We start from the raw sequence: 22,440 nt of genomic DNA on the forward strand, positions 1-22,440 counted from the left end.
GGGTCAGGATGGGGGGTGGGGGAGCAGGCGGAAGATGCGGATCTCGCGGCCGCCGGCTCGCTCGACATACACCTCGTAGGCGGGCCACTCGGTGACTAGCAACTGCCACAACCGCTCGCGGTCGTCACCGGTCACCACCTCGGCGCGTACCGGTATCCGGCGGCCTGCCACGTCGACCTGGGCGCTCGGTCGGGCGAGCAGGTTGAGCGCCCAGGCCGGCTGCTGCAACTGGCCCCAGTTGGAGCTGACCACCACGTACGTGTCGCCGTCGCGCACGTAGAGCAGGGGGTTGCTGCGGGGCTTGCCGGACTTGCGGCCGGTGGTGGTGATCACCAGCGAGGGGGCGAGCCCGAGTGCGACCACCCGGCCCCGGGTCAGCCGCCCGACCGCCCGGTCGAGCGGAACCACCAGGCGCACGACGCGGCCGAACCAGCGGTGCCTACCGACCCGGCGGGTGAGGCTTCCCAGAACGGACATCCGGCCAGTCTGCCTTCCGGTGGCCCGGTGCGGCACCCACCGATCAGGTCGCGTTTCACAGCGAGTCCAGGCGGCGTTCGACAGGTAGTCGGGAGCGGGTGAACAGCGCCGCTCCGAGCATCGCGACAAGCGGCACCACGACCAGCACGCCGAGCGTGAGCCAGGGAATCACCAGCGGGTACGTCGGCTCGACCGGCCAGCTCTCGGCGTACCGCTGATTGGTGAAGCCCAGGATGATCACCGCCGCCACGAGGCCACCGACGATCCCCAGCACCGAGCCGAGCACGGAGATCACGCCGGACTGACAGAGCGACAGCAGACGGCGTACGCCCGGACTGGCCCCGACCGCCGCGAGGGTGGACAGGTCGGCGCGTCCCTCCGCCGCGGCGAGACCTGTGGCGATGCCGGCGGCACCCACGGTGACCACCGCGGACACCCCGGCCAGCAACAGCAGCAGCGGCACGGTGTCGCCGAGCCGCCGATCGTCGTGGAACTCCAGCTCCAGCGGGGCGAGGGAGCGGGTCGCGGCGGTGAACGCTTCCTGCTGCCGCTGCCCGGGTGGTTCGTCGACGTCCAGCGCCCAGCCGGTCTGCTCCGGGGTGAGACCGAGCCGCTCGGCCGCGGCCGGGGAGAGCAGCAGCCAGTTGCTTCCGTATCCGATCTCCAGGGTGTGACCGGGCACGGTTGTGGTGTCCTCGATGCGCACCGGTTCCTCGGGGTCGCGTTGGACGCTGAGCCGGAGCTGCCCGTCCACCAGGTAACGATTGTCGGTCAGGACCGCCCCACCGGCTCGCAGAGTGGCGGTGGCGGCGGCCACGTCGTCGGGTGCCGCCCCGGTGAGGATCGGCAGGGCGGACCCGTCGTCCACGACGGTGCGCGGGTACATGGCGTAGTAGTCGTCGACCGGCCCCTGGCAGCGGGCATCGGCGCGGGCCTGGATCTGCTGCGCCTCGCTGAGCGGCTGGTGCGCCTGCCAGGGACAGGCCCGTTCGGTGGGCAGCACCGGGACGACGAGGCAGCTGTCGGTCTGCTGCCGGCAGCCGGCCGAGACCAGCGGAATGATGGTCCGGGCGCCGAGGTGCTGCCGGGCCGGGTCGGTGATCTCGGCGAGGGTGGGCAGGCGGGTGTCGGGCGGTCCGTTCACCGAGATCAGCACGCTGTGGCGGGGCAGCTGGGGTGGGTAGCTGACGGCATTGCGTTCCTGATCGCTGGCGAGCACCAGACCGAGCGCGACACTGGCGGCCACCGCGGCCATCACCGCCGAGATGGCTGGCGCGGTCGAGGAGCGTTGGCGACTGGCGTCGCGTACCGCGATCCGGGCTGCCAGCGGGAGGAACCGGCCGAGCCGGGCCAGCAGCCCCACAAGCATCGGGGTGGCGCAGACCAGACCGAGTTCACCCATGACCATCCCGGCGAGGATGACCGACTGCGAGGTCACCACCGCGCCGAGGGCGGCCACGCCGGCGCCACCGACGGCCAGCAGCACGCCGACGATCAGCCATCGGCGCGAGTGCCGGGGTGGGGTCCGGCGGCCGGCGAGCCCGGCCACCACGTCCTGCCGGGCCGCCGTCCACGCCGGCACCAGGGCGGCAAGCACCCCGGCGAGCACCGCGACCAGCGCGATCGCCACCAGTGCCGCCGGCCAGAAGCGGTAGCCAGCGAAGCGGTATCCGAAGATGAACTGCTCGACGAGGGAGCGGCCGGTGAACGCGGTGACCACGCCGATCACGATGCCGACAGCGGCACCGACGCAACCCAGCACCACCCCGTCGGCGAGCACCACCCGGCGCAGTTGCGCGGCGTCGCCACCGGCGACCGCGACCAGCGCGAGGTCCCGCCGCCGCCGCCGTACGCCGACCGCGAAGGCCGGACCGACCAGCAGCACCACCTCGAGCAGGCCGAGGCCGCCGATCAGCACCCCGCTGCCGACCTCCTCCACGTTCGCCCCCGACGCCATGTCCCCGGCCTCGAACACCGGGTCGGACGGCGCAGGTGTCCGGGAGGCGACCACGATTCCATGGTTGTTGAGGTGCCGGAAGAGGTCGTCGGTGATCGGCTCGGGGAGGGCCACCAGGTAGGCCTCGTCGGCGTGCTCCATCTCGGGCAGGGCCGAGGCGGGGGGTACGAACACCGCCGGGTCCAGTTGGTCGGGAAACTCGACCACACCGACGACGGTCCGGTCGCCGGCGCTGTCGCGGGTGCTGATCCGGTCGCCGACGCCGACGTCAAGCGCTCGCCCGGCGGCCAGGTTCACCGCGATCTCGTCCGCCGTGGCCGGCACCCGGCCGGTGTGCAGCCGGACGAGTCCGCGGCCGAGCGGATCGGTGAGGTCCACCACGGTGGCGGAGATGTCGTCGCGGAACCGTTCGCCGTCCCAGGCAGGGAAGAACACCCACCTGTGCAACGGCAGGAGCCGGCTGCCGGGAGGCAGCAGCGCCTCGACCCGCTCCACGCCGAGCCGGATCGGACTGGACTCGTACTCCTCGGCGTTCCAGCCGTCCCCGTCGGGGGACTGCACCAGCGGGCCGCGGGCCACCACTCGAAGTTCCGCGTCGGCGACACCGAGTCGGCGTTCCAGGTGCTCGGCCGCGCTCAGCCGGGACATGTCCACGCTGACCGCGACGAAGGTGAGCGCCAGCACCGGCAAGATGATCATCGCGAGCACCAGGGCGGTACGCCCCCGGGCCCGTTTCGCCTCCCGGCGGGCGATCCGCAGCGCCGCCCGCCACGAGCCGATCGTCTCGGCCAGCCGAGCCCTGCGCTGTTCCGGGTGCGGCGCGCCGCTCACCGGCCGCTGCCGGCGAGCAGGGCCTCGACGCCGACCAACGGGGCGGTCGAGTCGACGGTCACCCCGTCGCGCAGGAACACCACCCGGTCGGCCCAGCCGGCGTGCCGGGCCTCGTGGGTGACGAGCACCCCGGCGGCACCCGCGTCGACCCGGCGGCGCAACAGGCGCAGCACCGCCTCACCGGTCTGCGAGTCCAACGCACCGGTCGGCTCGTCGGCCAGCACCAGGCGACGATCTCCCACCAGCGCGCGGGCGATCGCCACGCGCTGCTGCTGGCCGCCGGAGAGCTGGTCCGGGAAGCGGTCGCCCAGCTCCGTCAGGCCCACCTCGGTCAGCGCGTCCTGCGCGAGCCGACGGGCCCCGCGTACGCCCACGCCGTCGAGTTCGAGCGGAAGCGCCACGTTCTCCACGGCGGTCAACGCACCGATCAGGTTGAGCTGCTGGAAGATGTAGCCGATCCGGCGGCGACGTAGCCGGGCCAGGGCGCTGCGGTCCAGCGCGTGCAGTGGCTGGCCTTCGACGTACACCTCGCCGCTGGTCGGGCTGTCCAGCCCACCGGCGATAGTCAACAGGGTCGACTTGCCGGAGCCGGAGGGGCCCATCACGGCGACCAGTTCGCCGGGGCGCACGACCAGGCTGACGCCCCGCAGGGCGTGCGCGGCGGCCGTACCGCTGCCGTGGGTGCGATGCACGTCACGGAGGTCGAGTACGGCTTCGGTCGGCGGACCGGCCGGGTCGTCCAGGCCGGTCGGCTGCTCGGCGTCCGGTGCGGTGTCCCTGCGCACGCTCACCGTCGTGCCTCCTCGTCACTGCGGCCCACCGCCTCGGAGTTGGGCGTCGGGCCGGAAGCCGGGGGGCGGTGGCGCACCAAGCTGGTCTCGCAGTGGTCGAGCCAGCGCACCTCCGCCTCGGCCTGGAACATCATCGCGTCCAGCACCAGCCGCCAGGGTAGGTCCTCGGGCGTGTCGCTTGTGTACTTCAAGCGGGTCAGCTCCTGCAACGTACGCATGGTGGCGGTGCGTTGGTTCTGCACCACCGCGCGCACGTCGACCCCGGGGGTGGTCAACGCCAACGCCAGTTTGATCGCCAGCTCGTCGCGGGGCCGGTCGGTCCGGCTGATCGGGGTGGCGAACCAGAGCGCCAGGTCGGCCCGCCCGGCGTCGGTGATCTCGTACGGCCGCTGCCCGGCCTCGCTCTCCGGCAGCGAGCGCACCAGTCCGTCCCGTTCCAACCGCGACAGCGTGGTGTAGACCTGCCCGATGTTCAGCGGCCAGGTCGAGCCGGTCGACTCCTCGAACGCGGCTCGCAACTGGTAGCCGTACATCTGCCCGCGTTCGAGCAGGGCGAGCAGGCCGTAACGGATGGACATGGCACCGGAGTATGCATACCTGGTATGCCATCCGCAACCGGAGGCGGGAACGGCAGCTCAGCCCGGACGGCCGGGGAAGGCCACGGTCAGCGGAGTGATGCCGGCGCTGCGCCGCCAGCGGGTCGCCCGGACGGCGTACTCCACCAGGGCGGCCAGGGCCTGGTCGCGCTCGGCGCCGGTGGTGGTCGGCAGCACCGCCCGCCAGAACGCCGCGGTGCGCTCCTCCACCTGCACCGCGAGCCGCAGCGCACTGGCCCGGTCGGTCACCGGGAAGGGCAACGTGTATCCCGCCCGGTCCGGCGGGACGGTGCCGCCCCCGGCGCTCAACTGCACCATCAGGGCGTCCCGTCGACCCCGGTGTGCCGCCTCCGCCGCGACGGCGGACTTGCGTTCGGCCTCGGCCAGGCGCACCCCGATCGGGCCGTACGCCCAGATGGCCGCGTACTCGGCGGTCAGCGCCGCGGCGAGTGCCTCGCCGGTCTTCGTCGGTGCGGTCCTCACTTGAGTGCCTCCAGGTGGCTGGCCCGCGCCGCGGCGATCGAGCCGAGCAACGCGACGCGGTCGGCGGGGGCCGCCGCGCAGGCGGTCGATGCCGCGTCCCGACCGGTGCGTTCGGCCTGCCGCAGCGCGGTCAGGGCGGCGGCCTGATCGGTAGGAGGTGTGCCGGCCGTTGCGGGGGGAGCGGCCGTCCCGGACGGCGACGTGGCACCCGTCACCCGGGCGAGTTCGGCCGCGTGCGCCTCGTGTGACTCGGCGAGCGGGGTGAGCCGACCGGCCAGGTCGGGGTGCGCGGCGGCGGTCGCCCGCAGCCCCGCCGCCAACCGCAGTGCCTCGTCGCGCAGCGGATCGAGCGGGTCGGGCTTCGGGGTGTCGTCACGGTCGAGGAGGCCACAACCGGTAAGCGGCCCGGCGGCGCCTCCGAGCGCCAGCAATGCGCCGGCCCCCAGCACCGCGCGTCGGGAAAACTCGGATGTCCGGTCCCGGCGGATCGTTCTGCCCATCACCACCGGACAAGTCAACACCATCGCCGCGGCTCGTGTCCGGCGGTGGCGTCGGTGCGCCGCTGGGGCCCTCCTCGGGCCGGCGCGTTACGCTCTGCGCAGCCACCGGCGCGCCCGCACCGGTGGCGTGCCGGCATGGTCGCCGGCGAGCAGCGAAAGGTCTGACAGCGATGACGCAGCGTGGCCGTGCCACCGGTACGACGGGGCGATCCCGTGGCGGCCAGGCTCCACGAGGCGGTCAGGTCCCCCGCGCCCAGGCGCCCCGAGGCGATCTCACCGTTCGTCGCGAGCGGCTCCGCGCGGTGATCGCCCCGGTGGTCGACGGCGCCGGTTACGACCTGGAGGACCTGTCCGTGTCCCGGGCCGGCCGGCGACACGTGGTCCGCGTGATCGTCGACGCCGACGGCGGGATCAACCTGGACGCGGTGGCCGACGTCTCGCGCGCGGTGTCGGCGGCGCTGGACGCCGCCGAGGCCAGCGGCGGTGACATCGTCGCCGGCGAATACCAGCTTGAGGTCAGCTCCCCGGGCGTGGATCGGCCACTGACCCTGCCCCGGCACTGGCGACGCAACGTCGGCCGGCTGGTCCGGGTGACCGTCCGCGGCGCGGGGGCGCCGTCCGGGGCCCAGGGCTCGCGACCGGCCGGCGACCGGCAGGTCACCGGGCGGGTGATCGCCGCCGACGACGAGCGCGTGGTGCTGGAGATCGACGACGAGCGTACGGAGTCGACCTATGCGGAACTCGGTCCAGGCCGGGTGCAGGTCGAATTCAGCCGCCTCGACGAGCTGCCCGATTCAGAAGACGTCGATGACGATGACGATGTGGAGGACGAGGAGAGGTGAACATCGACCTCGCGGCGCTGCGCGCCCTCGAGCGCGAGCGGGAGATCCCGTTCGACACGATCCTCGCGGCGATCGAGACCGCGCTGCTGACCGCGTACCGGCACACCGAGGGTGCCCAGCCGCACGCCCGGGTGGAGATCGATCGCAAGAGTGGCGTGGCGCTGGTCTACGCCCAGGAGATCGGTCCCGAGGGGGCCGTGGAGCGGGAGTGGGACGACACCCCGCACGACTTCGGCCGGATCGCGGCGATGACCGCCAAGCAGGTGATCCTCCAGCGGTTGCGGGAGGCCACCGACGAGGTGCACTTCGGCGAGTACGTCGGCCGCGACGGTGACCTGGTCACCGGGGTGGTGCAGGCGCACGAGGCGCGGGCGGAGAAGGGCATCGTCACCGTCGACCTCGGCAAGCTGGAGGGGGTGCTGCCGCAGTCCGAGCAGGTGCCCGGCGAGCACCCTCGGCACGGTGAGCGGATCCGCTGCGTGGTGGTGCACGTGGCCAAGGGAATGCGTGGTCCGCAGATCACGCTGTCTCGTACGCATCCCAACCTGGTGAAGAAGCTCTTCGCCCTGGAGGTGCCGGAGATTGCCGACGGCACTGTCGAGATCAGTGCGATCGCCCGCGAGGCCGGTCACCGCACGAAGATCGCAGTGCGTTCCACCACACCCGGTGTCAACGCCAAGGGCGCCTGTATCGGCCCGATGGGGCAGCGGGTCCGGGCGGTGATGAGCGAACTGCACGGCGAGAAGATCGACATCATCGACTGGTCGGACGACCCGGCGACGTTTGTCGGCAACGCCCTCTCGCCGGCCAAGGCGCTGCGGGTGGAGGTGGTCGACCTGGCTGCTCGCGCGGCACGCGTCACAGTTCCCGACTTCCAGCTTTCGCTCGCTATCGGGCGGGAAGGGCAGAATGCCCGGCTTGCGGCCCGGTTGACCGGTTGGCGAATCGACATCCGGTCGGATGCGGAACAGGCCGGGTCCGCCGTTCGGCCGGGTGCTGATCAGGTCCGGGAACCGGGCGGCGCGGTCTCGGGCGGCTAGGGGTAGACTTCCACCAGTGGCACGACGCGCGTGGCCGGAGCGCACCTGTGTGGGTTGCCGACAGCGGGTGCCGGCCAGTGAACTACTGCGGATCGTCGCGGTCGAGGACGAGGCTGGCCTCGCTCTTCGACCCGATCCGATCCGCAGACTGCCGGGTCGGGGAGCGAACATGCACCCGGATCCGGCCTGCTTCGCGCAGGCAGTGCGACGCCGCGCCTTCGGGCGGGCGTTGCGTCTCGCCGGGGTTCCGGATGACGGGGCCCTCGCGGAGTACCTGACGCGTCAACCACCACGTCCGGCCACCCGGTCGGGCGAGGGTCGCTAGCAAGGTAGGACGACCGACATGAGCACACGATGAAGTCCCAGAAATGACCAGGCTTCAAGTGCACGAGTGAGGTCGCTGCGGGTGCTGCCCGCACGACCTCGGAGTGAGGAGTGCAGTGGCAGGTAAGGCCCGCGTACACGAGCTTGCAAAGGAGCTCGGGGTCGAAAGCAAGACCGTGCTCGCCAAGTTGAAGGAAATGGGCGAGTTCGTCAAGTCCGCGTCGAGCACCGTCGAGGCGCCCGTCGCCCGGCGGCTGCGCAACGCGTTCGTCGCCTCCGGCGGCTCGGGTGCACCGGCGGCTGCGCCGTCGGCCCCCCCGGCTCCGCCGGCAGTGCCGACCCCACCTCCGACCCCGGGTGAGCCCCGGATCGCCGCCAAGCCGACGCCGCCCCGGCGTCCGGCGGTGCCCGGGCCGAAGCCGAAGGCCCCAGTGCCCGGTCCGCCGCCCGCGGCGGCCCCGGTCGCCAAGCCGGCGAGCGCCCACGACATCGAGGTGGCGGCCGCCGAGGCGCGTGCCGCCGCGCTGAAGGCCGAGCAGGAGGCCGCGGTCAAGGCCGCCCAGGCTGCTCGCCAGCAGCAGCGCGAGAACGTCCGCCGGGAGCCTCCGGCCGACGGTGCCGCGCGTCCGGGTCCCCGTCCGGGTCCCGGCACCATGCCGCCCCGCCCGGGTTCCCCGGCCGCGGGTCGGTCCGGCGGACCCAACCCCGGCCCTGGTGGCCGGCAGGGCCGTCCACCGGCGCGCGGCGCCGGTAACAACCCGTTCGGCATCCAGGGCAGCCAGCAGCAGCGGCCGCCGGCCGCCGGTGCCGGTGGTCCCCGGCCAAGCCCGGCGTCGATGCCGCCGCGGCCCAGTCCCGCCTCCATGCCGCCGCGGCCGAGCCCGGCGTCGATGCCGAGCCAGCGGCCCGGTCGCCCGGGTGGTCCGGGTGCCGGTCGTCCCGGTGGCGGTGCCGGTCGTCCCGGTGGTGGCGGCGGTGGCGGTGGCTACCGTGGCGGCCCCGGTGGTGGTGCCGGTGGCGGTGGCGGTGGCTACCGTGGCGGCCCCGGTGGTGGTGCCGGTGGCGGTGGCTACCGTGGTGGCCCCGGTGGCGGTGCTGCTGGCGGTGGCTACCGTCCGGGTGCGCCGGCCGGTGGCGGCGGGCGTCCGGGTGGCGGCGGCCGTGGCCGTGGCGGCGGTGCCGCCGGTGCCTTCGGGCGTCCGGGTGGTAAGCCGACCCGCGGTCGCAAGTCGAAGAAGCAGCGCAGACAGGAGTTCGACAACCTGTCGGCTCCGACCATGAGCTCGGGTGCACCCCGGGGTCAGGGGCAGACGGTCCGGCTCTCCCGGGGCGCCTCGCTGTCGGACTTCGCTGACAAGATCAACGCCAACCCGGGTTCGCTGGTCCAGGAGATGTTCAACCTGGGCGAGATGGTCACCGCGACCCAGTCCTGCTCCGACGACACCCTGCTGCTGCTGGGTGAGCACCTCGGCTTCAACGTGCAGATCGTCAGCCCGGAGGACGAGGACCGCGAGCTGCTCGCGCAGTTCAACATCGACCTCGACGCCGAGGTCGCGGAGGACCGGCTGGTCAGCCGTGCGCCGGTGGTGACCGTGATGGGTCACGTCGACCACGGTAAGACCAAGCTGCTCGACGCGATCCGCAAGGCGAACGTCGTGGCCGGCGAGGCCGGTGGCATCACCCAGCACATCGGTGCCTACCAGGTCCACGTCCCGCACGAGGGCGAGGACCGGGCGGTGACCTTCATCGACACCCCGGGTCACGAGGCGTTCACCGCCATGCGTGCCCGTGGTGCCCAGGTCACCGACATCGTCATCCTGGTGGTGGCGGCCGACGACGGTGTGATGCCGCAGACCATCGAGGCGTTGAACCACGCCAAGGCGGCCGAGGTGCCGATCGTGGTCGCGGTCAACAAGGTCGACAAGCCGGAGGCCAACCCGGACAAGGTCCGCCAGCAGCTGACCGAGTACGGCCTGGTCGCCGAGGAGTACGGCGGCGACACCATGTTCGTCAACGTGGCGGCCAAGCCCGGCATCGGCATCGAGGATCTCCTCGAAGCGGTGCTGCTCACCGCCGACGCGTCGCTGGAGCTGACCGCTCCGATCGACGGGCCGGCGCAGGGTGTGGCCATCGAGGCGCACCTGGACAAGGGCCGTGGTGCGGTGGCGACGGTGCTGGTGCAGAAGGGCACCCTGCGGGCGGGCGACTCGATCGTCGCCGGTGGGGCGCACGGCCGGGTCCGGGCGATGCTCGACGAGAACGGCAACCAGGTCACCGAGGCCGGTCCGGCGCGTCCGGTGATGGTTCTCGGTCTGACCGCGGTGCCGGGCGCGGGCGACACCTTCCTGGCCGCGGCGGACGACCGCACGGTGCGGCAGATCGCCGAGCAGCGCCAGGCGCGGCGGCGGGCGGCGGCATTCGCCAACTCCCGTGGCCGGGCCACCCTCGAGACGCTCATGGAGCAGCTCAAGGAGGGCGAGAAGACGTCGCTCAACCTCATCCTCAAGGGCGATGTCTCCGGTTCGGTGGAGGCCCTGGAGGACGCGCTGTTCAACCTCGACATCCCCGAGGAGGTCCAGCTCAAGGTCCTCGACCGGGGCGTCGGCGCGATCACCGAGAGCAACGTCATGCTGGCCAGCGCCTCGTCCGAGCCGGTCACGATCATCGGCTTCAACGTGCGGGCCTCGAACAAGGTCCGCGAGATGGCCGACCGCGAGGGCGTGGAGATCCGGTACTACACCGTCATCTACCAGGCCATCGAGGAGATCGAGGCGGCGCTCAAGGGCCTGCTCAAGCCGGAGTACGAAGAGGTCGAGCTGGGCAGCGCGGAGGTCCGCGAGGTCTTCCGTTCGTCCAAGATCGGCAACATCTCCGGTTGCATCGTCCGGTCGGGCATCATCCGGCGCAACGCGAAGGCGCGCCTGCTGCGCGACGGCACGGTCGTGGCGGACAACCTCACGATCAGCTCGCTCAAGCGGTTCAAGGACGACGCGACGGAGGTCCGGGAGGGCTTCGAGTGTGGTCTGACCCTGGGTGGTTACAACAACGTCCAGGTCGGCGACGTCATCGAGACCTTCGAGATGCGGGAGAAGGTTCGCGCCTGATCCTGCGGTGACGCACTGATCGAGGGGTTTACGCCGGTACGGCGTAAACCCCTTGATCATGTGGGGTGGGGTGCGGGTAGTGTCCCGAGACGATGTACACCGCAACCGCAGTATTCGACCTGCTGCTGCCGGGTGACTCCCGGTCGCTGAAGGCCAAGAGATCCTACGTACGGCCGATCGTGGCGGCGTTGCGCCGCTTCGAGGTGTCGGCCGCCGAGGTGGGTGCGCTCGACCTGCACGGGCGCACGGAGGTGGGCGTGGCCGTCGTGGCCGCAGAGGCGGCGCACGCCCGCGAGGTGCTCGACGCCTGCGAGCGTCTGGTGGCCGGACGCCCGGAGATCGAGTTGCTCTCGGTGCGTCGCCGGCTGTACGGCGAGGACGACTGACCGCGACGGGTCGCGCCGCGCTGAGCCGGCGCACCGGCCGCCCGCGCACCCGCAGGTGCGGCGCGGGTAGGGTTCGAGGTGTTGGGGTCCGGTCGGCTCCGGTGACGTCGCCGTCGTCGGTTCCGCCCGGGGAGCGGGACGCCGTGGAGGTGACGGAGATGACGGATCCGGCCAAGGTACGCCGGCACGCCGAGCGGGTGCGGGAACTTGTCGCCTCGGTGGTCCGGAGCCAGATCAAGGACCCCCGACTGGGCATGATCACCATCACCGACGCCCGGATCACCGCGGACCTGCGCGACGCCACGGTCTTCTACACCGTGCTCGGCGACGCGGCGGCCCAGGCGGGCACCGCCGCCGCGCTGGACAGCGCCAAGGGCATGCTGCGCAGCACGGTCGGCAAGGCTCTCGGCCTGCGCCACTCGCCGACGCTCACCTTCGTCCTGGACGACGTGCAGGACCAGGTCAAGCACATCGACGACCTGCTCGCCGCGGCCCGCAACGCCGACGCCGAGGTGCAGCGGCTCGCCGCCCAGGCCGAGTACGCCGGTGAGGCACAGCCGTACCGGTTGGAGGAGTCCGACGAGGCGCCGGAGGCGGACGACGCCGACGACGCCGACGACGACGCCCGGGGCGGGGACCGGCGGTGACCGCCTCGTCCGGCGGCGCGCTGACCGAGGCTGACCCGCCCGTGGCGACGTCGGACCCGGTGCGCGCGGTGGCGGCCGGCCCCGCGGGGCCGGCCGCGGCCGGTCCGACCGAGGCGGACTGGGCCGCCGCCGTGGCGGCTGTTCGGGGGCTGCCGGCCGACGGACGGGTGCTGCTGATCTGCCACGTCAACCCGGATGGGGACGCGCTCGGCAGCATGCTGGGCTTCGGGCTCGGGCTGCGCCGGCTCGGCGTACGGCAGCTTCAGGCGACCTTCCCCGGGCCGCCGGAGGTGCCCGAGCCCTTCCGTGCGCTGCCCGGTCTGGAGTTGCTGGTGCCGGCGGCGCAGGCCGACCCGGCACCGGACCTGGTCATCTGTTTCGACGCGGCGAGCGATTCGCGGCTCGGTGAGCTGGCCGACCGGCTGACCGGCCCGGGCACCGCGCTGGTGCTGGACCATCACGCCTCCAACACCGGCTTCGGCGACGTCAACCTGGTCGACCCGGCCGCGGCGGCGACCTCTGTGGTGGCCGAGGAGCTGCTGGCCCGGCTCGGGGTGACGTTGGACGCCGGCATCGCCGAGTGCCTGTACGTGGCCCTCAGCACCGACACCGGCTCGTTCCGGTTCGACGCCACCACCGCGGCGGTGCACGAGATGGCGGCCCGCCTGCTGGCCACCGGGATTCGTCCGGGCGACATCTCCCGGCGGGTCTTCGACAGCCGTCCGTTCGGTGCGGTACGCCTCTTCGGCGAGGTGCTCGGCCGGGCCCGGCTGGAGCCCGGGGCCGCCGCTGGTCACGGTCTGGTGTGGACGTACGCGACCCTGGACGACCTGGCCCGGCATGAGCAACGCCCGTACGTGCTGGAGGCACTCATCGACCCGGTGCGGTGCACCGCCGAGGCCGACGTCAGCTGCGTGGTGAAGCAGACCGGACCGGGGGAGTGGGCGGTCTCCCTGCGCAGCAAGGGCGCGACAGACGTCAGCCGGGTGGCGGTCGCGTTGGGTGGCGGGGGGCATCGGCTCGCTGCCGGATTCACCGGTCGGGGCACTGTAGACGAGGTGGTCGAGCAGATCCGGGCCGAGTTGGCGGTCTCCGAGTCGAGTGGTGGCGCCGGCCGCCCCACCTGATCTCCGGGGCGGCTCCGGGTATGTCGACGTTTTGCCGCCGGGACGCCGACAGGGACAATCGGATGATGGAGCAGCCCCACGACCTGACTGTCGAGGCCCCTCGCACCTGGGAGCGTCCGGTGGTCTGCGTACCGGTGCTCGTCGCCCTCTCACTGGTCGGCGGACGCTTTTCGTCCTTCTCCACCGAGGCGAACCTCTACGTGTTCGGCGCTGGCGGGGTGCTCATCTGGTTCGGGCTGAGCAACCGGGTGCCGCGCCGTCCGGCACCGCGACGGCTGAGTTCGGGTGCGGTCTGGTGGGCGGTTCCGGTGCTGGTGTTCGGGATCTTCGAGGGGGCCACCTTCGTGGCGGCGGCCGGTGACGATTTTCCCACCTTCTCCCGGCTGGCCGATCCACTGCTGGAGGACCGACTGGTCCGCTCCGCCGCCTGGCTGGTGTGGCTGTCGGCGTTCTGGGGGCTGGTGCGGCGATGATGCGGGCCCTGGCGATCGGCGGTTTCCTGGTCGGACTGGCGCTGTTCGGCCTGGTCGAGTGGTTGGCCCGGCGGGAGGGTTCGCGGATCCCGACCCTGGGTGAGGTCTGCGCCTACGTGATGCGGTACGAAGTCGGCCCGGTGCCGGTCGGTCGGATCGGGTTGTTCGGTTTCTGGTGGTGGGTCGGCTGGCACTTCCTGGCCCGGTGACCGGTTCGCGGACCGGTGCCCGGCCTGTCCAGATGGCGGGAACAGCGCGCACCATGTGGACCTGAACGATAACTTGGGAACTGGCCGACGTCGCTTTGGCGCAGGTCAGGGGTGGCGGAGCCGTACCTGGTGCCGCCTCTCTCCAGGGTCGACCGACCCGGGCCACCATGCCGCCCAGCCATCGCTGCGGTGACCCCGCAGCAGGTTCCGGGTGTCTTCGTAACGCCGCCCGTGACGCATCATCGCGCGCCCTGGAAAGGGGTCCACCATGCCCGCCAAGCCCAAGCCGGAGACCACCGACGAAGCCCGGGAGCAGGCCCGCCGCGCTCTCCAGACCTCCATGGACACCCGTCAGTGACCGGATCCGACCGGCGCTGACGCCGGTCGCCGGCACGACCCGGGAGCGTAAGTAGCGAACCGGGCTTGCTCCCCTTACTGCTCACGTGCCACCATCGGCAGCGATGAGCCAGTCCACCGTCACCACCGATCGGGTCGCCTCGCCGCGCCGGATCGCCGCGCTCGCCCTGCCGGCCCTCGTGGTCCTGGCCGCCGAGCCGCTCTACATCCTGGTCGACACCGCAGTCGTCGGTCACCTGGGCCGGGTCCCGCTGGCCGCCGTGGCCGTCGGCGGCACCGTGATGACCCTCACCGCCTGGCTGGGCACCGTTGTCGCGTACGGCACCACCGGCCGGGCGGCCCGCCGCTTCGGCGCGGGCGACCGCGCCGCCGCCGTGGCCGAGGGCGTCCAGTCGTCCTGGTTGGCCCTTGGCGTAGGTCTGCTGGTCGTGGTCGGCATGCAGTTCGGTGGCGGTGCCCTGGCCGGTGCGCTGGCCGGCGGCGGCGAGGTCGGCCAAGCCGCCGCCGAGTGGCTGCGGATCGCCGCGTTCGGCGCCCCCGGACTGCTGCTCGCCGCCGCCGGAAACGGCTGGCTGCGCGGGGTGCAGGACACCCGCCGCCCGCTCTTCTTCGTGGTCGGCCCCAACCTGCTCTCCGCGGTGCTCTGCCCGGTGCTCGTCTATCCGGTGGGCATGGGCCTGATCGGCTCCGCGGTGGCGAACGTCATCGCGCAGACCCTCTCCGGCGTGCTCTTCGCCGCAGCCCTGGTGGCCGAACGGGTGGCGTTGCGCCCCCGCCCCCGGGTCATCCGCCAGCAACTGGTGCTCAGCCGGGACCTGTTGATCCGTGGCGTGGCCTTCCAGGCCAGTTTCCTCTCCGCCACCGCGGTCGCGGCCCGGTTCGGCGCGGCGACGGTCGGGGCCCATCAGATCGCCGTACAACTCTGGTTCTTCGCGGCGTTGGTGCTCGACGCGCTGGCGATCGCCGCGCAGGCACTTGTCGGCGCCGCGCTCGGCGCGGGGGACGCCGCGGTGGCCCGGGCCCTGGCCCGGCGGATCGCGTGGTTCGGTGCGGTCTGCGGTGCGGCGTTCGCCGGGTTGGCACTGGCCGGTGCCGGGGTGGTGCCGACCTGGTTCACCCCGGAGCAGGCCGTGCACGAGCAGGCGCTGGTGGCCTGGCCGTGGTTCGTCGCGATGCTGCCGCTGGCCGGTGTGGTGTTCGCTCTCGACGGGGTACTTATCGGTGCGGGTGACATCCGCTACCTGCGCAACCTCACCGTGGCCGGCGCGCTGGGCGGCTTCCTGCCGGCGATCTGGCTCGCCTACGCCTTCGACCTGGGGCTGGGCGGCATCTGGGCCGGGCTGATGCTGTTCGTCGTGATCCGCCTGGTCGCCCTGCTGCTGCGGCTGCGCAGCGGCGCCTGGGCGGTGACCGGCGCGGTCCAGAGCGAGCCGTCGACGCAGGCCCGCGCCTGATCAGGCCTGACCGTAGAGGGCGTAGACGGCAAGCACCAGGAGCAGGACCACGGTCCAGGAGAGCACCATGGCGACGATCTTGACGGTGTTCGGGTGCCGCTGGTAGAGCCGTTCCCGCCGCTGCCGGGCCCACCAGCGCCGCCGCAGCCGCTCAGCACCGGGCAGGGCAGCGATCCCCTCCTTCAGTCGGACGCCGAGGGTGCGCCGGGGCGGCGGTGGGTCGAGCATCCACTCGGGCAGCGTGCTCGATCGGGCCGGCGTACGCAGGTGGATCGGATCCGCGCTGCGCTGCCGGTCCCCGCCGGTCGTGCCGTCCCTGGACATGGTGACCTCCCCGTTGGCCAGTGGCGTATCTGCCCACGCCAATGCCCTCATCGTGACAGCCGGGTGCGAGGAGAGGCATCCCCGTTCTGCGCCGGCTGTGGCGGTGCTCGGCCGCCCCGCACGGTCTGGCAGGCTTGCACGTCGTGAGTGGAGACGGTCTGATCGTGGTGGACAAGCCCGGCGGCATGACGTCGCACGACGTCGTGGCGCGACTGCGTCGGCTCGCGCGTACCCGCCGGGTGGGTCACGGCGGCACGCTCGACCCGATGGCCACCGGTGTGCTGGTGATCGGCGTGGGCCGGGCCACCCGCCTGCTGACGTACGTGATCGGTGCGGACAAGAGCTACGCCGCCACCATCCGGCTGGGCCAGGCCACTGTCACCGACGACGCCGAGGGTGACGTGATCGCCACCACGCCGGCCGGCCGGATCACCGACGACGCGGTCCGCTCGGCGCTGGCGGCGTTGACCGGCGAGATCGACCAGGTGCCGAGCGCGGTGAGCGCTATCAAGATCAACGGTCAGCGGGCGTACAAGCGGGTGCGCGAAGGGGAGAGCGTCGAGCTGCCGGCCCGCCGGGTCACCGTCTCCCGGCTCGACGTGCTGGCGGTCCGGCGTGACGAGCCCGACGTGGTCGACGTCGACATCGAGGTCTCCTGCTCCACCGGCACGTACATCAGGGCCATCGCCCGGGACGCGGGCCTGGCGCTGGGTGTGGGCGGGCACCTGACCGCGTTGCGGCGTACCTCGGTGGGTGGCTTCGGCCTGGCCGAGTCGGTCACCCTGGAGGAGTTGGAGCGGCGGGCGCCCGACGTGATCGGCCTGCCCCTCGCGGTGGCGGCCGAGCGGTTCTTCCCGCGCCGCGACGCCGGCGCGGACGAGGCCAAGGTGCTGTCCCACGGCGGTCCGCTCGACGCGGTCGGGCTCGTCGGGCCGTACGCGGTCTTCGACCCGGCGGGTGGCGTGATCGCTATCGTCAGCGAGCGGGACGGCCGGGCTCGCGCGGAGATCGTGCTGGCCCCGGCCTGACGGCCGGACCCGCAACCGACGAGCGGCGGACGACAGGAGAGGAAGAGCATGCAGCGGTGGCGGGGGTACGACGCGGCACCCGGCGGTTGGGGGCGGTCGGTCGTCACCATCGGGGTCTTCGACGGCGTGCACAAGGGGCATCAGGCCACCATCGGGCACACCGTGGCCCGCGCCCGGGAACTGGGCGTGCAGTCGGTGGTGGTCACCTTCGATCCGCACCCGGCCGAGGTGGTCCGGCCCGGCTCGCACCCGGCGGTGCTCACCGAGCAGGCGCGCAAGGCGGAGCTGATCGAGGCGCTCGGGGTGGATGTGCTCTGCGTGGTGCCGTTCACGCCCGAGTTCTCCCGGCTGCCCGCCGAGGCGTTCGTGCACGACGTGCTCGTCGAGCACCTGCACGCCACGCTGGTGGTGGTGGGGGACAACTTCCGGTTCGGGCACCGGGCGGCGGGCGACGTGGCGCTGCTGGAGCGGCTCGGCCGCACCTTCGGCTTCGCCGTCGAGGGCTCACCGCTGGTGGCCGAGGACGGCACCGTCTTCTCCTCGACGTACATCCGCTCCTGCGTCGACGCCGGTGACGTGACGGCGGCGGCCGCCGCGCTGGGCCGCCCGCACCGGCTGGAGGGTGTGGTGGTCCGGGGCGACCAACGCGGCCGTGAGCTGGGCTTTCCCACCGCCAACCTGCTCTGCCACCGGTACGCGGCGGTTCCCGCCGACGGGATCTACGCCGCCCGGATGCTGCGGCGCGGACAGCCCGAGCCGCTCTCCGCGGCCGTGTCGATCGGCACGAACCCCACCTTCTCCGGGCGCGAGCGCCGGGTCGAGGCGTACGTCCTGGACTTCGACGGCGACCTCTACGGCGAGCGGCTGGCCCTGGACTTCGTGGCGCACGTGCGCGGGCAGATCCGGTTTGACTCGATCGAGGCGTTGGTGGCGCAGATCACCGAGGACGTGCAGCGCATCCGCGCCACGCTGACCTGACCCTCGCCGCCCTTGCCGGGCCGGTCCGGGCAGGTGCTGGTAGGGTGGGGGGAGACGTCGGCTGACCGACGCGGGGCCTCGCATGCCTGCTCGACGCCGCGGGTGCGAGGACCGTCCGTCACCGGTGCCCTAGCCCGGCCCGACGGACACTTATCGAAGCAACCCACTGAAACAGGGAGAACATGGCGCTCGACCAGCAGTCCAAGGCCAAGATCCGCGAGGAGTACGCGACCGTCGAGGGCGACACCGGTTCGCCCGAGGTGCAGGTCGCGGTCCTCACCAAGCGGATCGCCGACCTCACCGAGCACCTGAAGGTGCACAAGCACGACCACCACAGCCGCCGTGGGCTGCTGCTGCTGGTCGGCCGTCGCCGCCGGTTGCTCAACTACGTCCAGAAGAAGGACATCAACCGCTACCGGTCGCTCATCGAGCGGCTCGGCCTGCGCCGGTGACGTGAACGGGGGAGCCGCCCACTCGGGCGCTCCCCCGTCGGCGTTCCCACTCGAGACACGGGCCCGACCACCTGAGAGCCGTCGGCGTACCGGTCTCCGGTAGTGGCCTCCGGGCGCTGCGGCACCACCGCCGCCGGCCCCGGGCGCTTCGATCGAAGACCGGCCGTCCGCACAGCTCCCGCGTCGTGGCCCACCGATGCGAAGGAGCACGACAGCACCATGACCGAGACCAGACTCGGCACCGAAACCCGCACCGCCGTGATCGACAACGGGTCGTTCGGCACCCGGGAGATCAGCTTCTCCACCGGCCGGCTGGCCCGCCAGGCCGCCGGCTCCGTCATCGCCCAGCTCGGCGAGACGGTCGTCCTCTCCGCCACCACCGCCGGCAAGCAGCCGAAGGAGCAGTTCGACTTCTTCCCGCTGACCGTCGACGTCGAGGAGCGGATGTACGCCGCGGGCCGCATCCCCGGCTCGTTCTTCCGTCGTGAGGGCCGGCCCAGCGAGGACGCCATCCTCACCTGCCGCCTGATCGACCGGCCGCTGCGCCCGTCGTTCGTCAAGGGCCTGCGCAACGAGGTCCAGGTCGTCGAGACCATCCTCGCGCTCGACCCGCAGCACCCGTACGACGTGGTGGCGATCAACGCCGCCTCGATGTCGACCAAGCTCTCCGGCCTGCCGTTCTCCGGCCCGATCGGGGCCACCCGGATGGCGCACGTCGACGGCCAGTGGGTCGCCTTCCCGACCCACGAGGAGCTGAGCCGCGCCACCTTCGACATGGTGGTGGCCGGTCGGGCCCTGGCCGACGGCGACGTCGCGATCATGATGGTCGAGGCCGAGGCCACCGAGAACACCGTCAAGCTGGTCGCCGGCGGCGCCGCCGCGCCGACCGAGGAGGTCGTGGCCAGCGGCCTGGAGGCCGCCAAGCCGGCCATCCGGGAGCTGTGCCGGGCGCAGAGCGAGCTGGCCGACGTGGCCGCCAAGCCGGTCGCCGAGTTCCCGGTCTTCCTGGACTACTCCGACGACGCGTACGACGCGGTCGCCGAGTTCGCCCGCGCCGACGTGGCCGAGGCCCTCCAGATCGCCGGCAAGGCGGACCGTGAGGGTGCCCTGGACGCGATCAAGGCCCGCCTCCAGGAGGAGGTCGGTCCGCGTTTCGAGGGCCGGGAGAAGGAGATCTCCGCCGCCTTCCGCTCGCTGACCAAGTCCGAGGTGCGCAGCCGGGTGCTGCGGGAGCAGGTCCGCATCGACGGCCGTGGCCCGCGTGACATCCGGCCGCTGAGCGCCGAGGTCGGCGTGCTGCCCCGGGTGCACGGTTCGGCGCTGTTCGAGCGCGGCGAGACCCAGATCCTCGGCGTCACCACGCTCAACATGCTGCGCATGGAGCAGGCGCTGGACACCCTCTCCCCGGAGAAGTCCAAGCGCTACATGCACAACTACAACTTCCCGCCGTACTCGACCGGTGAGACCGGCCGGGTCGGCTCGCCGAAGCGCCGTGAGATCGGCCACGGGGCCCTCGCCGAGCGGGCGCTGATCCCGGTGCTGCCCTCGCGCGAGGAGTTCCCGTACGCCATCCGGCAGGTCTCCGAGGCGCTCGGCTCCAACGGCTCCACCTCGATGGGTTCGGTCTGCGCCTCCACGCTGGGCCTGCTCTCCGCCGGTGTGCCGCTGAAGGCGCCGGTCGCCGGCATCGCCATGGGCCTGATCTCCGACGAGGTCGAGGGCAAGACGCAGTACGTCACGCTCACCGACATCCTCGGCGCTGAGGACGCGTTCGGCGACATGGACTTCAAGGTCGCCGGCACCCGTGACTTCGTCACCGCGCTTCAGCTCGACACCAAGCTCGACGGCATCCCGTCCGACGTGCTTGCCGCCGCGCTCCAGCAGGCGTACGAGGCCCGGCAGACCATCCTCGACGTGATGCAGCGGGCGATCGAGGCGCCGGCCGAGATGTCGGACTACGCGCCGCGGGTCACCACGGTGAAGATCCCGGTCGACAAGATCGGCATGGTGATCGGCCCGAAGGGGCAGACCATCAACGCCATCCAGGACGAGACCGGCGCCGAGATCTCCATCGAGGACGACGGCACCATCTACGTCGGTGCCACCAACGGCCCGTCGGCGCAGGCCGCGGTCGAGCGGATCAACGCGATCGCCAACCCGACCCTGCCCAAGATGGGCGACCGCTTCCTGGGCACGGTGGTCAAGACCGCGCCGTTCGGTGCGTTCGTCTCGCTGCTGCCGGGCCGCGACGGCCTGCTGCACATCTCCAAGGTGGGCGACGGCAAGCGGGTCGAGAAGGTCGAGGACTTCCTCAACGTCGGCGACCGGGTCGAGGTCGAGATCGCCGACATCGACCAGCGCGGCAAGATCTACCTGGACAAGGTCCGCCCGGAGGGTGCCGAGGCTCCGGCTCCGGCCGAGGCCGGCGGCGAGCGGCCGGCCAGCCGGGAGCGGGGTGACCGGGGTCCGCGTGACCGTGGCGACCGTGGTGGCCGTGCCCCGGAGCGGGGCGAGGGCGGCGAGGGCGGCGGCGAGTCGCGCCCGCGGCGCCGCACCCGGCACAGCTGACCCGATCAGCAGTACTGCACCACCGACCGGCCGGGCGACACCGTCGCCCGGCCGGTTCGTCCCCCCACCTCGTCGTACTGGAAGCAGGTTTGCCGTGAGTCGCACCCGGCGTCCGTCTCTGCCCGCGCGCGCAGTCGGGGTGACACCGCCCGGTGCCCGGCATGCCACCACGACCGCCCGATCCGGCGGCGGCGCGACCCGGGCGGTGACCAGGACGCTGAGCGAAGACCCGCTGGGCGGTACGGTGCGTCGCACGGTGCTGCCGAGCGGGCTGCGCGTGCTGACCGAGGCGATTCCCGCCATGCGCAGCGTCTCGTTCGGCATCTGGGTGGCGGTCGGCTCACGGGACGAGACCGGGCCCCAGGCCGGTGCCGCGCACTTCCTGGAACACCTGCTCTTCAAGGGCACCCACAAGCGGGGCGCGCTGGAGATCTCCTCGGCGATCGAGGCGGTTGGCGGGGAGACGAACGCCTTCACCACGAAGGAGTACACCTGCTACTACGCCCGGGTGCTGGACGAGGACCTGCCGCTGGCCATCGACGTGATGTGCGACCTGGTCGCCGACTCGGTGCTGGAACCGGCCGACGTGGAGACCGAGCGCGGCGTGATCCTCGAGGAGATCGCCATGCACGACGACGAGCCCGGTGACGAGGTGCACGACCTGTTCGCCCGGGCTGTCTACGGCGACCACCCGCTGGGCCGGCTGATCTCCGGCACCGCGGAGACCGTCACCCCGATGAGCCGCCGGCAGATCCAGACCTTCTACCGCCGCCGCTACGTGGCACCGCAGATCGTCATCGCCGCCGCCGGCAACCTTGACCACACCACGGTGGTCCGATTGGTCCGCCAGGCGGTGCAGGGCAGCCCGCTGGACACCGACCCGGCCGCGCCGGCGCCGTACCGGCCGACCACTCCGGCGGTACGCACCCGGGCCGCCTCGACAGTGGTGGAGGCGAAGGAGACCGAGCAGGCCCACGTGGTGCTCGGCTGCCCCGGCATCGACCGGCTCGACGAGCGCCGGTTCGCCCTGGGGGTGCTGAACAACGTGCTCGGCGGCGGCATGTCCAGCCGGCTCTTCCAGGAGATCCGGGAGCAGCGCGGCCTGGCGTACTCGGTCTACTCCTACGCCAGTCAGTACGCCGACAGTGGCCTGTTCGGCGTCTACGCCGGCTGCGCGCCGAGCCGGGTCGATGAGGTGCTGGAACTGACCCGGGCCGAGCTGGCACGGATCGCCGAGCACGGCATCACCGAGGCCGAACTCGCCCGGGGCAAGGGGATGAGCAAGGGCGCGTTCGTGCTCGGCCTGGAGGACACCGGTTCCCGGATGAGCCGGTTGGCCAAGGGCGAGCTGCTCTACGGCGACCTGATGCCGGTCAACGAGCTGCTCGACCGGGTCGACGCGGTGACCCTCGACGAGGTCAACACCCTCGCCGCCGACCTGCTGACCCGCCCGATGTCCCTAGCCGTCGTCGGCCCCTTCACCCCCCACCAC

At 72.4% G+C, this 22,440-nt stretch carries 22 protein-coding genes; 15 read left to right on the forward strand and 7 right to left on the reverse strand.

Translation table 11 applies throughout. The annotated features are described in order from the left end of the window. Nucleotides 1-3: 3 nt before the first annotated feature. The 6 genes from C1I93_RS14175 to C1I93_RS14200 are packed head-to-tail and all read right to left on the reverse strand — an operon-like array spanning nt 4 to nt 5,584. Nucleotides 4-477, reverse strand: a complete 474-nt coding sequence (locus C1I93_RS14175; protein WP_111243749.1) for a nitroreductase/quinone reductase family protein — start codon at nt 475-477, stop codon at nt 4-6. 55 nt (nt 478-532) lie between these two features. Then, entirely contained in the window at nt 533-3,265 is a 2,733-nt protein-coding gene (locus C1I93_RS14180; protein ID WP_111243750.1) for an FtsX-like permease family protein, read from the reverse strand. After that, entirely contained in the window at nt 3,262-4,008 is a 747-nt protein-coding gene (locus tag C1I93_RS14185; protein ID WP_111243766.1) for an ABC transporter ATP-binding protein, read from the reverse strand. The genes C1I93_RS14180 and C1I93_RS14185 overlap by 4 nt, the downstream gene beginning before the upstream one ends. Nucleotides 4,009-4,052: 44 nt before the next feature. Further along, on the reverse strand, nt 4,053-4,634 hold the full coding sequence (locus C1I93_RS14190) for a PadR family transcriptional regulator (protein ID WP_111243751.1): 582 nt from the start codon (nt 4,632-4,634) through the stop codon (nt 4,053-4,055). A 57-nt stretch (nt 4,635-4,691) separates the two neighbouring features. Next, nucleotides 4,692-5,135: a ferritin-like domain-containing protein gene (locus C1I93_RS14195; protein ID WP_111243752.1), complete on the reverse strand. Its 444-nt coding sequence runs from the start codon at nt 5,133-5,135 to the stop codon at nt 4,692-4,694. Then, nucleotides 5,132-5,584, reverse strand: a complete 453-nt coding sequence (locus C1I93_RS14200; protein ID WP_111243767.1) for a hypothetical protein — start codon at nt 5,582-5,584, stop codon at nt 5,132-5,134. The genes C1I93_RS14195 and C1I93_RS14200 overlap by 4 nt, the downstream gene beginning before the upstream one ends. A 221-nt stretch (nt 5,585-5,805) precedes the next feature. Here C1I93_RS14200 and rimP point away from each other — a divergent pair, with 221 nt between their 5' ends. The 10 genes from rimP to C1I93_RS14250 all read left to right on the forward strand — a co-directional run bounded on the left by rimP (nt 5,806) and on the right by C1I93_RS14250 (nt 15,598). Continuing rightward, entirely contained in the window at nt 5,806-6,477 is a 672-nt protein-coding gene (gene rimP / locus C1I93_RS14205; RefSeq protein WP_111243753.1) for a ribosome maturation factor RimP, read from the forward strand. Then, on the forward strand, nt 6,474-7,517 hold the full coding sequence (gene nusA, locus C1I93_RS14210; RefSeq protein WP_111243754.1) for a transcription termination factor NusA: 1,044 nt from the start codon (nt 6,474-6,476) through the stop codon (nt 7,515-7,517). Before rimP ends, nusA begins: the two co-directional genes overlap by 4 nt. A gap of 16 nt (nt 7,518-7,533) precedes the next feature. Next, nucleotides 7,534-7,842: a YlxR family protein gene (locus C1I93_RS14215; RefSeq protein ID WP_212808597.1), complete on the forward strand. Its 309-nt coding sequence runs from the start codon at nt 7,534-7,536 to the stop codon at nt 7,840-7,842. 115 nt (nt 7,843-7,957) lie between these two features. After that, nucleotides 7,958-10,945 carry a translation initiation factor IF-2 gene (infB, locus tag C1I93_RS14220; protein ID WP_111243756.1) on the forward strand — a complete coding sequence of 996 codons (2,988 nt, stop codon included), beginning with the start codon at nt 7,958-7,960 and terminating at the stop codon, nt 10,943-10,945. Nucleotides 10,946-11,037: 92 nt separating this feature from the next. Next, a complete protein-coding gene (locus C1I93_RS14225; protein WP_111243757.1) occupies nt 11,038-11,331 on the forward strand; it encodes a DUF503 domain-containing protein in 294 nt (97 codons plus the stop codon). A 158-nt stretch (nt 11,332-11,489) separates the two neighbouring features. After that, nucleotides 11,490-11,978 (forward strand): 30S ribosome-binding factor RbfA, encoded by a 489-nt coding sequence (gene rbfA, locus C1I93_RS14230; RefSeq protein WP_111243768.1) that lies wholly within the window; start codon nt 11,490-11,492, stop codon nt 11,976-11,978. A 68-nt stretch (nt 11,979-12,046) separates the two neighbouring features. Continuing rightward, on the forward strand, nt 12,047-13,105 hold the full coding sequence (locus tag C1I93_RS14235) for a DHH family phosphoesterase (RefSeq protein WP_111243769.1): 1,059 nt from the start codon (nt 12,047-12,049) through the stop codon (nt 13,103-13,105). Nucleotides 13,106-13,170: 65 nt separating this feature from the next. Continuing rightward, nucleotides 13,171-13,578, forward strand: a complete 408-nt coding sequence (locus C1I93_RS14240) for a hypothetical protein (RefSeq protein WP_111243770.1) — start codon at nt 13,171-13,173, stop codon at nt 13,576-13,578. After that, nucleotides 13,578-13,787: a DUF6186 family protein gene (locus tag C1I93_RS14245; protein WP_181445169.1), complete on the forward strand. Its 210-nt coding sequence runs from the start codon at nt 13,578-13,580 to the stop codon at nt 13,785-13,787. The genes C1I93_RS14240 and C1I93_RS14245 overlap by 1 nt, the downstream gene beginning before the upstream one ends. A 461-nt stretch (nt 13,788-14,248) precedes the next feature. After that, complete coding sequence (locus C1I93_RS14250) at nt 14,249-15,598, forward strand: MATE family efflux transporter (RefSeq protein ID WP_111243759.1); 1,350 nt, start codon at nt 14,249-14,251, stop codon at nt 15,596-15,598. On the opposite strand, the gene C1I93_RS14255 is transcribed toward C1I93_RS14250, so the two are convergent. Then, complete coding sequence (locus tag C1I93_RS14255; protein WP_111243760.1) at nt 15,599-15,922, reverse strand: hypothetical protein; 324 nt, start codon at nt 15,920-15,922, stop codon at nt 15,599-15,601. Between the two features lie 143 nt (nt 15,923-16,065). Between C1I93_RS14255 and truB the strand changes: the two genes are divergently transcribed. From truB to C1I93_RS14280, 5 genes are all read left to right on the forward strand, one after another. Further along, entirely contained in the window at nt 16,066-16,950 is an 885-nt protein-coding gene (gene truB, locus C1I93_RS14260) for a tRNA pseudouridine(55) synthase TruB (protein ID WP_111243761.1), read from the forward strand. A gap of 48 nt (nt 16,951-16,998) precedes the next feature. Continuing rightward, entirely contained in the window at nt 16,999-17,928 is a 930-nt protein-coding gene (locus C1I93_RS14265; RefSeq protein WP_111243762.1) for a bifunctional riboflavin kinase/FAD synthetase, read from the forward strand. A gap of 182 nt (nt 17,929-18,110) precedes the next feature. Next, on the forward strand, nt 18,111-18,380 hold the full coding sequence (gene rpsO / locus C1I93_RS14270; protein ID WP_111243763.1) for a 30S ribosomal protein S15: 270 nt from the start codon (nt 18,111-18,113) through the stop codon (nt 18,378-18,380). A 219-nt stretch (nt 18,381-18,599) separates the two neighbouring features. After that, nucleotides 18,600-20,948, forward strand: a complete 2,349-nt coding sequence (locus C1I93_RS14275; protein WP_111243764.1) for a polyribonucleotide nucleotidyltransferase — start codon at nt 18,600-18,602, stop codon at nt 20,946-20,948. Nucleotides 20,949-21,087: 139 nt separating this feature from the next. Further along, nucleotides 21,088-22,440: M16 family metallopeptidase (locus C1I93_RS14280; RefSeq protein WP_111243765.1), on the forward strand; the 1,353-nt coding region annotated here is incomplete at its 3' end.

This window comes from Micromonospora endophytica (assembly GCF_003236305.1).
In the GTDB taxonomy this organism is placed as follows: Bacteria; Actinomycetota; Actinomycetes; order Mycobacteriales; family Micromonosporaceae; genus Micromonospora; species Micromonospora endophytica.

Excerpts from the sequence above, each read along its gene's own strand:
- C1I93_RS14275 (WP_111243764.1), top strand. The coding sequence starts at position 18,600 with ATGACCGAGACCAGACTCGGCACCGAAACCCGCACCGCCGTGATCGAC.
- C1I93_RS14175 (WP_111243749.1), bottom strand. The coding sequence starts at position 477 with ATGTCCGTTCTGGGAAGCCTCACCCGCCGGGTCGGTAGGCACCGCTGG.
- rimP (WP_111243753.1), top strand. The coding sequence starts at position 5,806 with ATGACGCAGCGTGGCCGTGCCACCGGTACGACGGGGCGATCCCGTGGC.
- C1I93_RS14190 (WP_111243751.1), bottom strand. The coding sequence starts at position 4,634 with ATGTCCATCCGTTACGGCCTGCTCGCCCTGCTCGAACGCGGGCAGATG.
- C1I93_RS14250 (WP_111243759.1), top strand. The coding sequence starts at position 14,249 with ATGAGCCAGTCCACCGTCACCACCGATCGGGTCGCCTCGCCGCGCCGG.
- C1I93_RS14240 (WP_111243770.1), top strand. The coding sequence starts at position 13,171 with ATGGAGCAGCCCCACGACCTGACTGTCGAGGCCCCTCGCACCTGGGAG.
- C1I93_RS14255 (WP_111243760.1), bottom strand. The coding sequence starts at position 15,922 with ATGTCCAGGGACGGCACGACCGGCGGGGACCGGCAGCGCAGCGCGGAT.
- C1I93_RS14225 (WP_111243757.1), top strand. The coding sequence starts at position 11,038 with ATGTACACCGCAACCGCAGTATTCGACCTGCTGCTGCCGGGTGACTCC.
- C1I93_RS14245 (WP_181445169.1), top strand. The coding sequence starts at position 13,578 with ATGCGGGCCCTGGCGATCGGCGGTTTCCTGGTCGGACTGGCGCTGTTC.
- C1I93_RS14265 (WP_111243762.1), top strand. The coding sequence starts at position 16,999 with ATGCAGCGGTGGCGGGGGTACGACGCGGCACCCGGCGGTTGGGGGCGG.
- rpsO (WP_111243763.1), top strand. The coding sequence starts at position 18,111 with ATGGCGCTCGACCAGCAGTCCAAGGCCAAGATCCGCGAGGAGTACGCG.
- rbfA (WP_111243768.1), top strand. The coding sequence starts at position 11,490 with ATGACGGATCCGGCCAAGGTACGCCGGCACGCCGAGCGGGTGCGGGAA.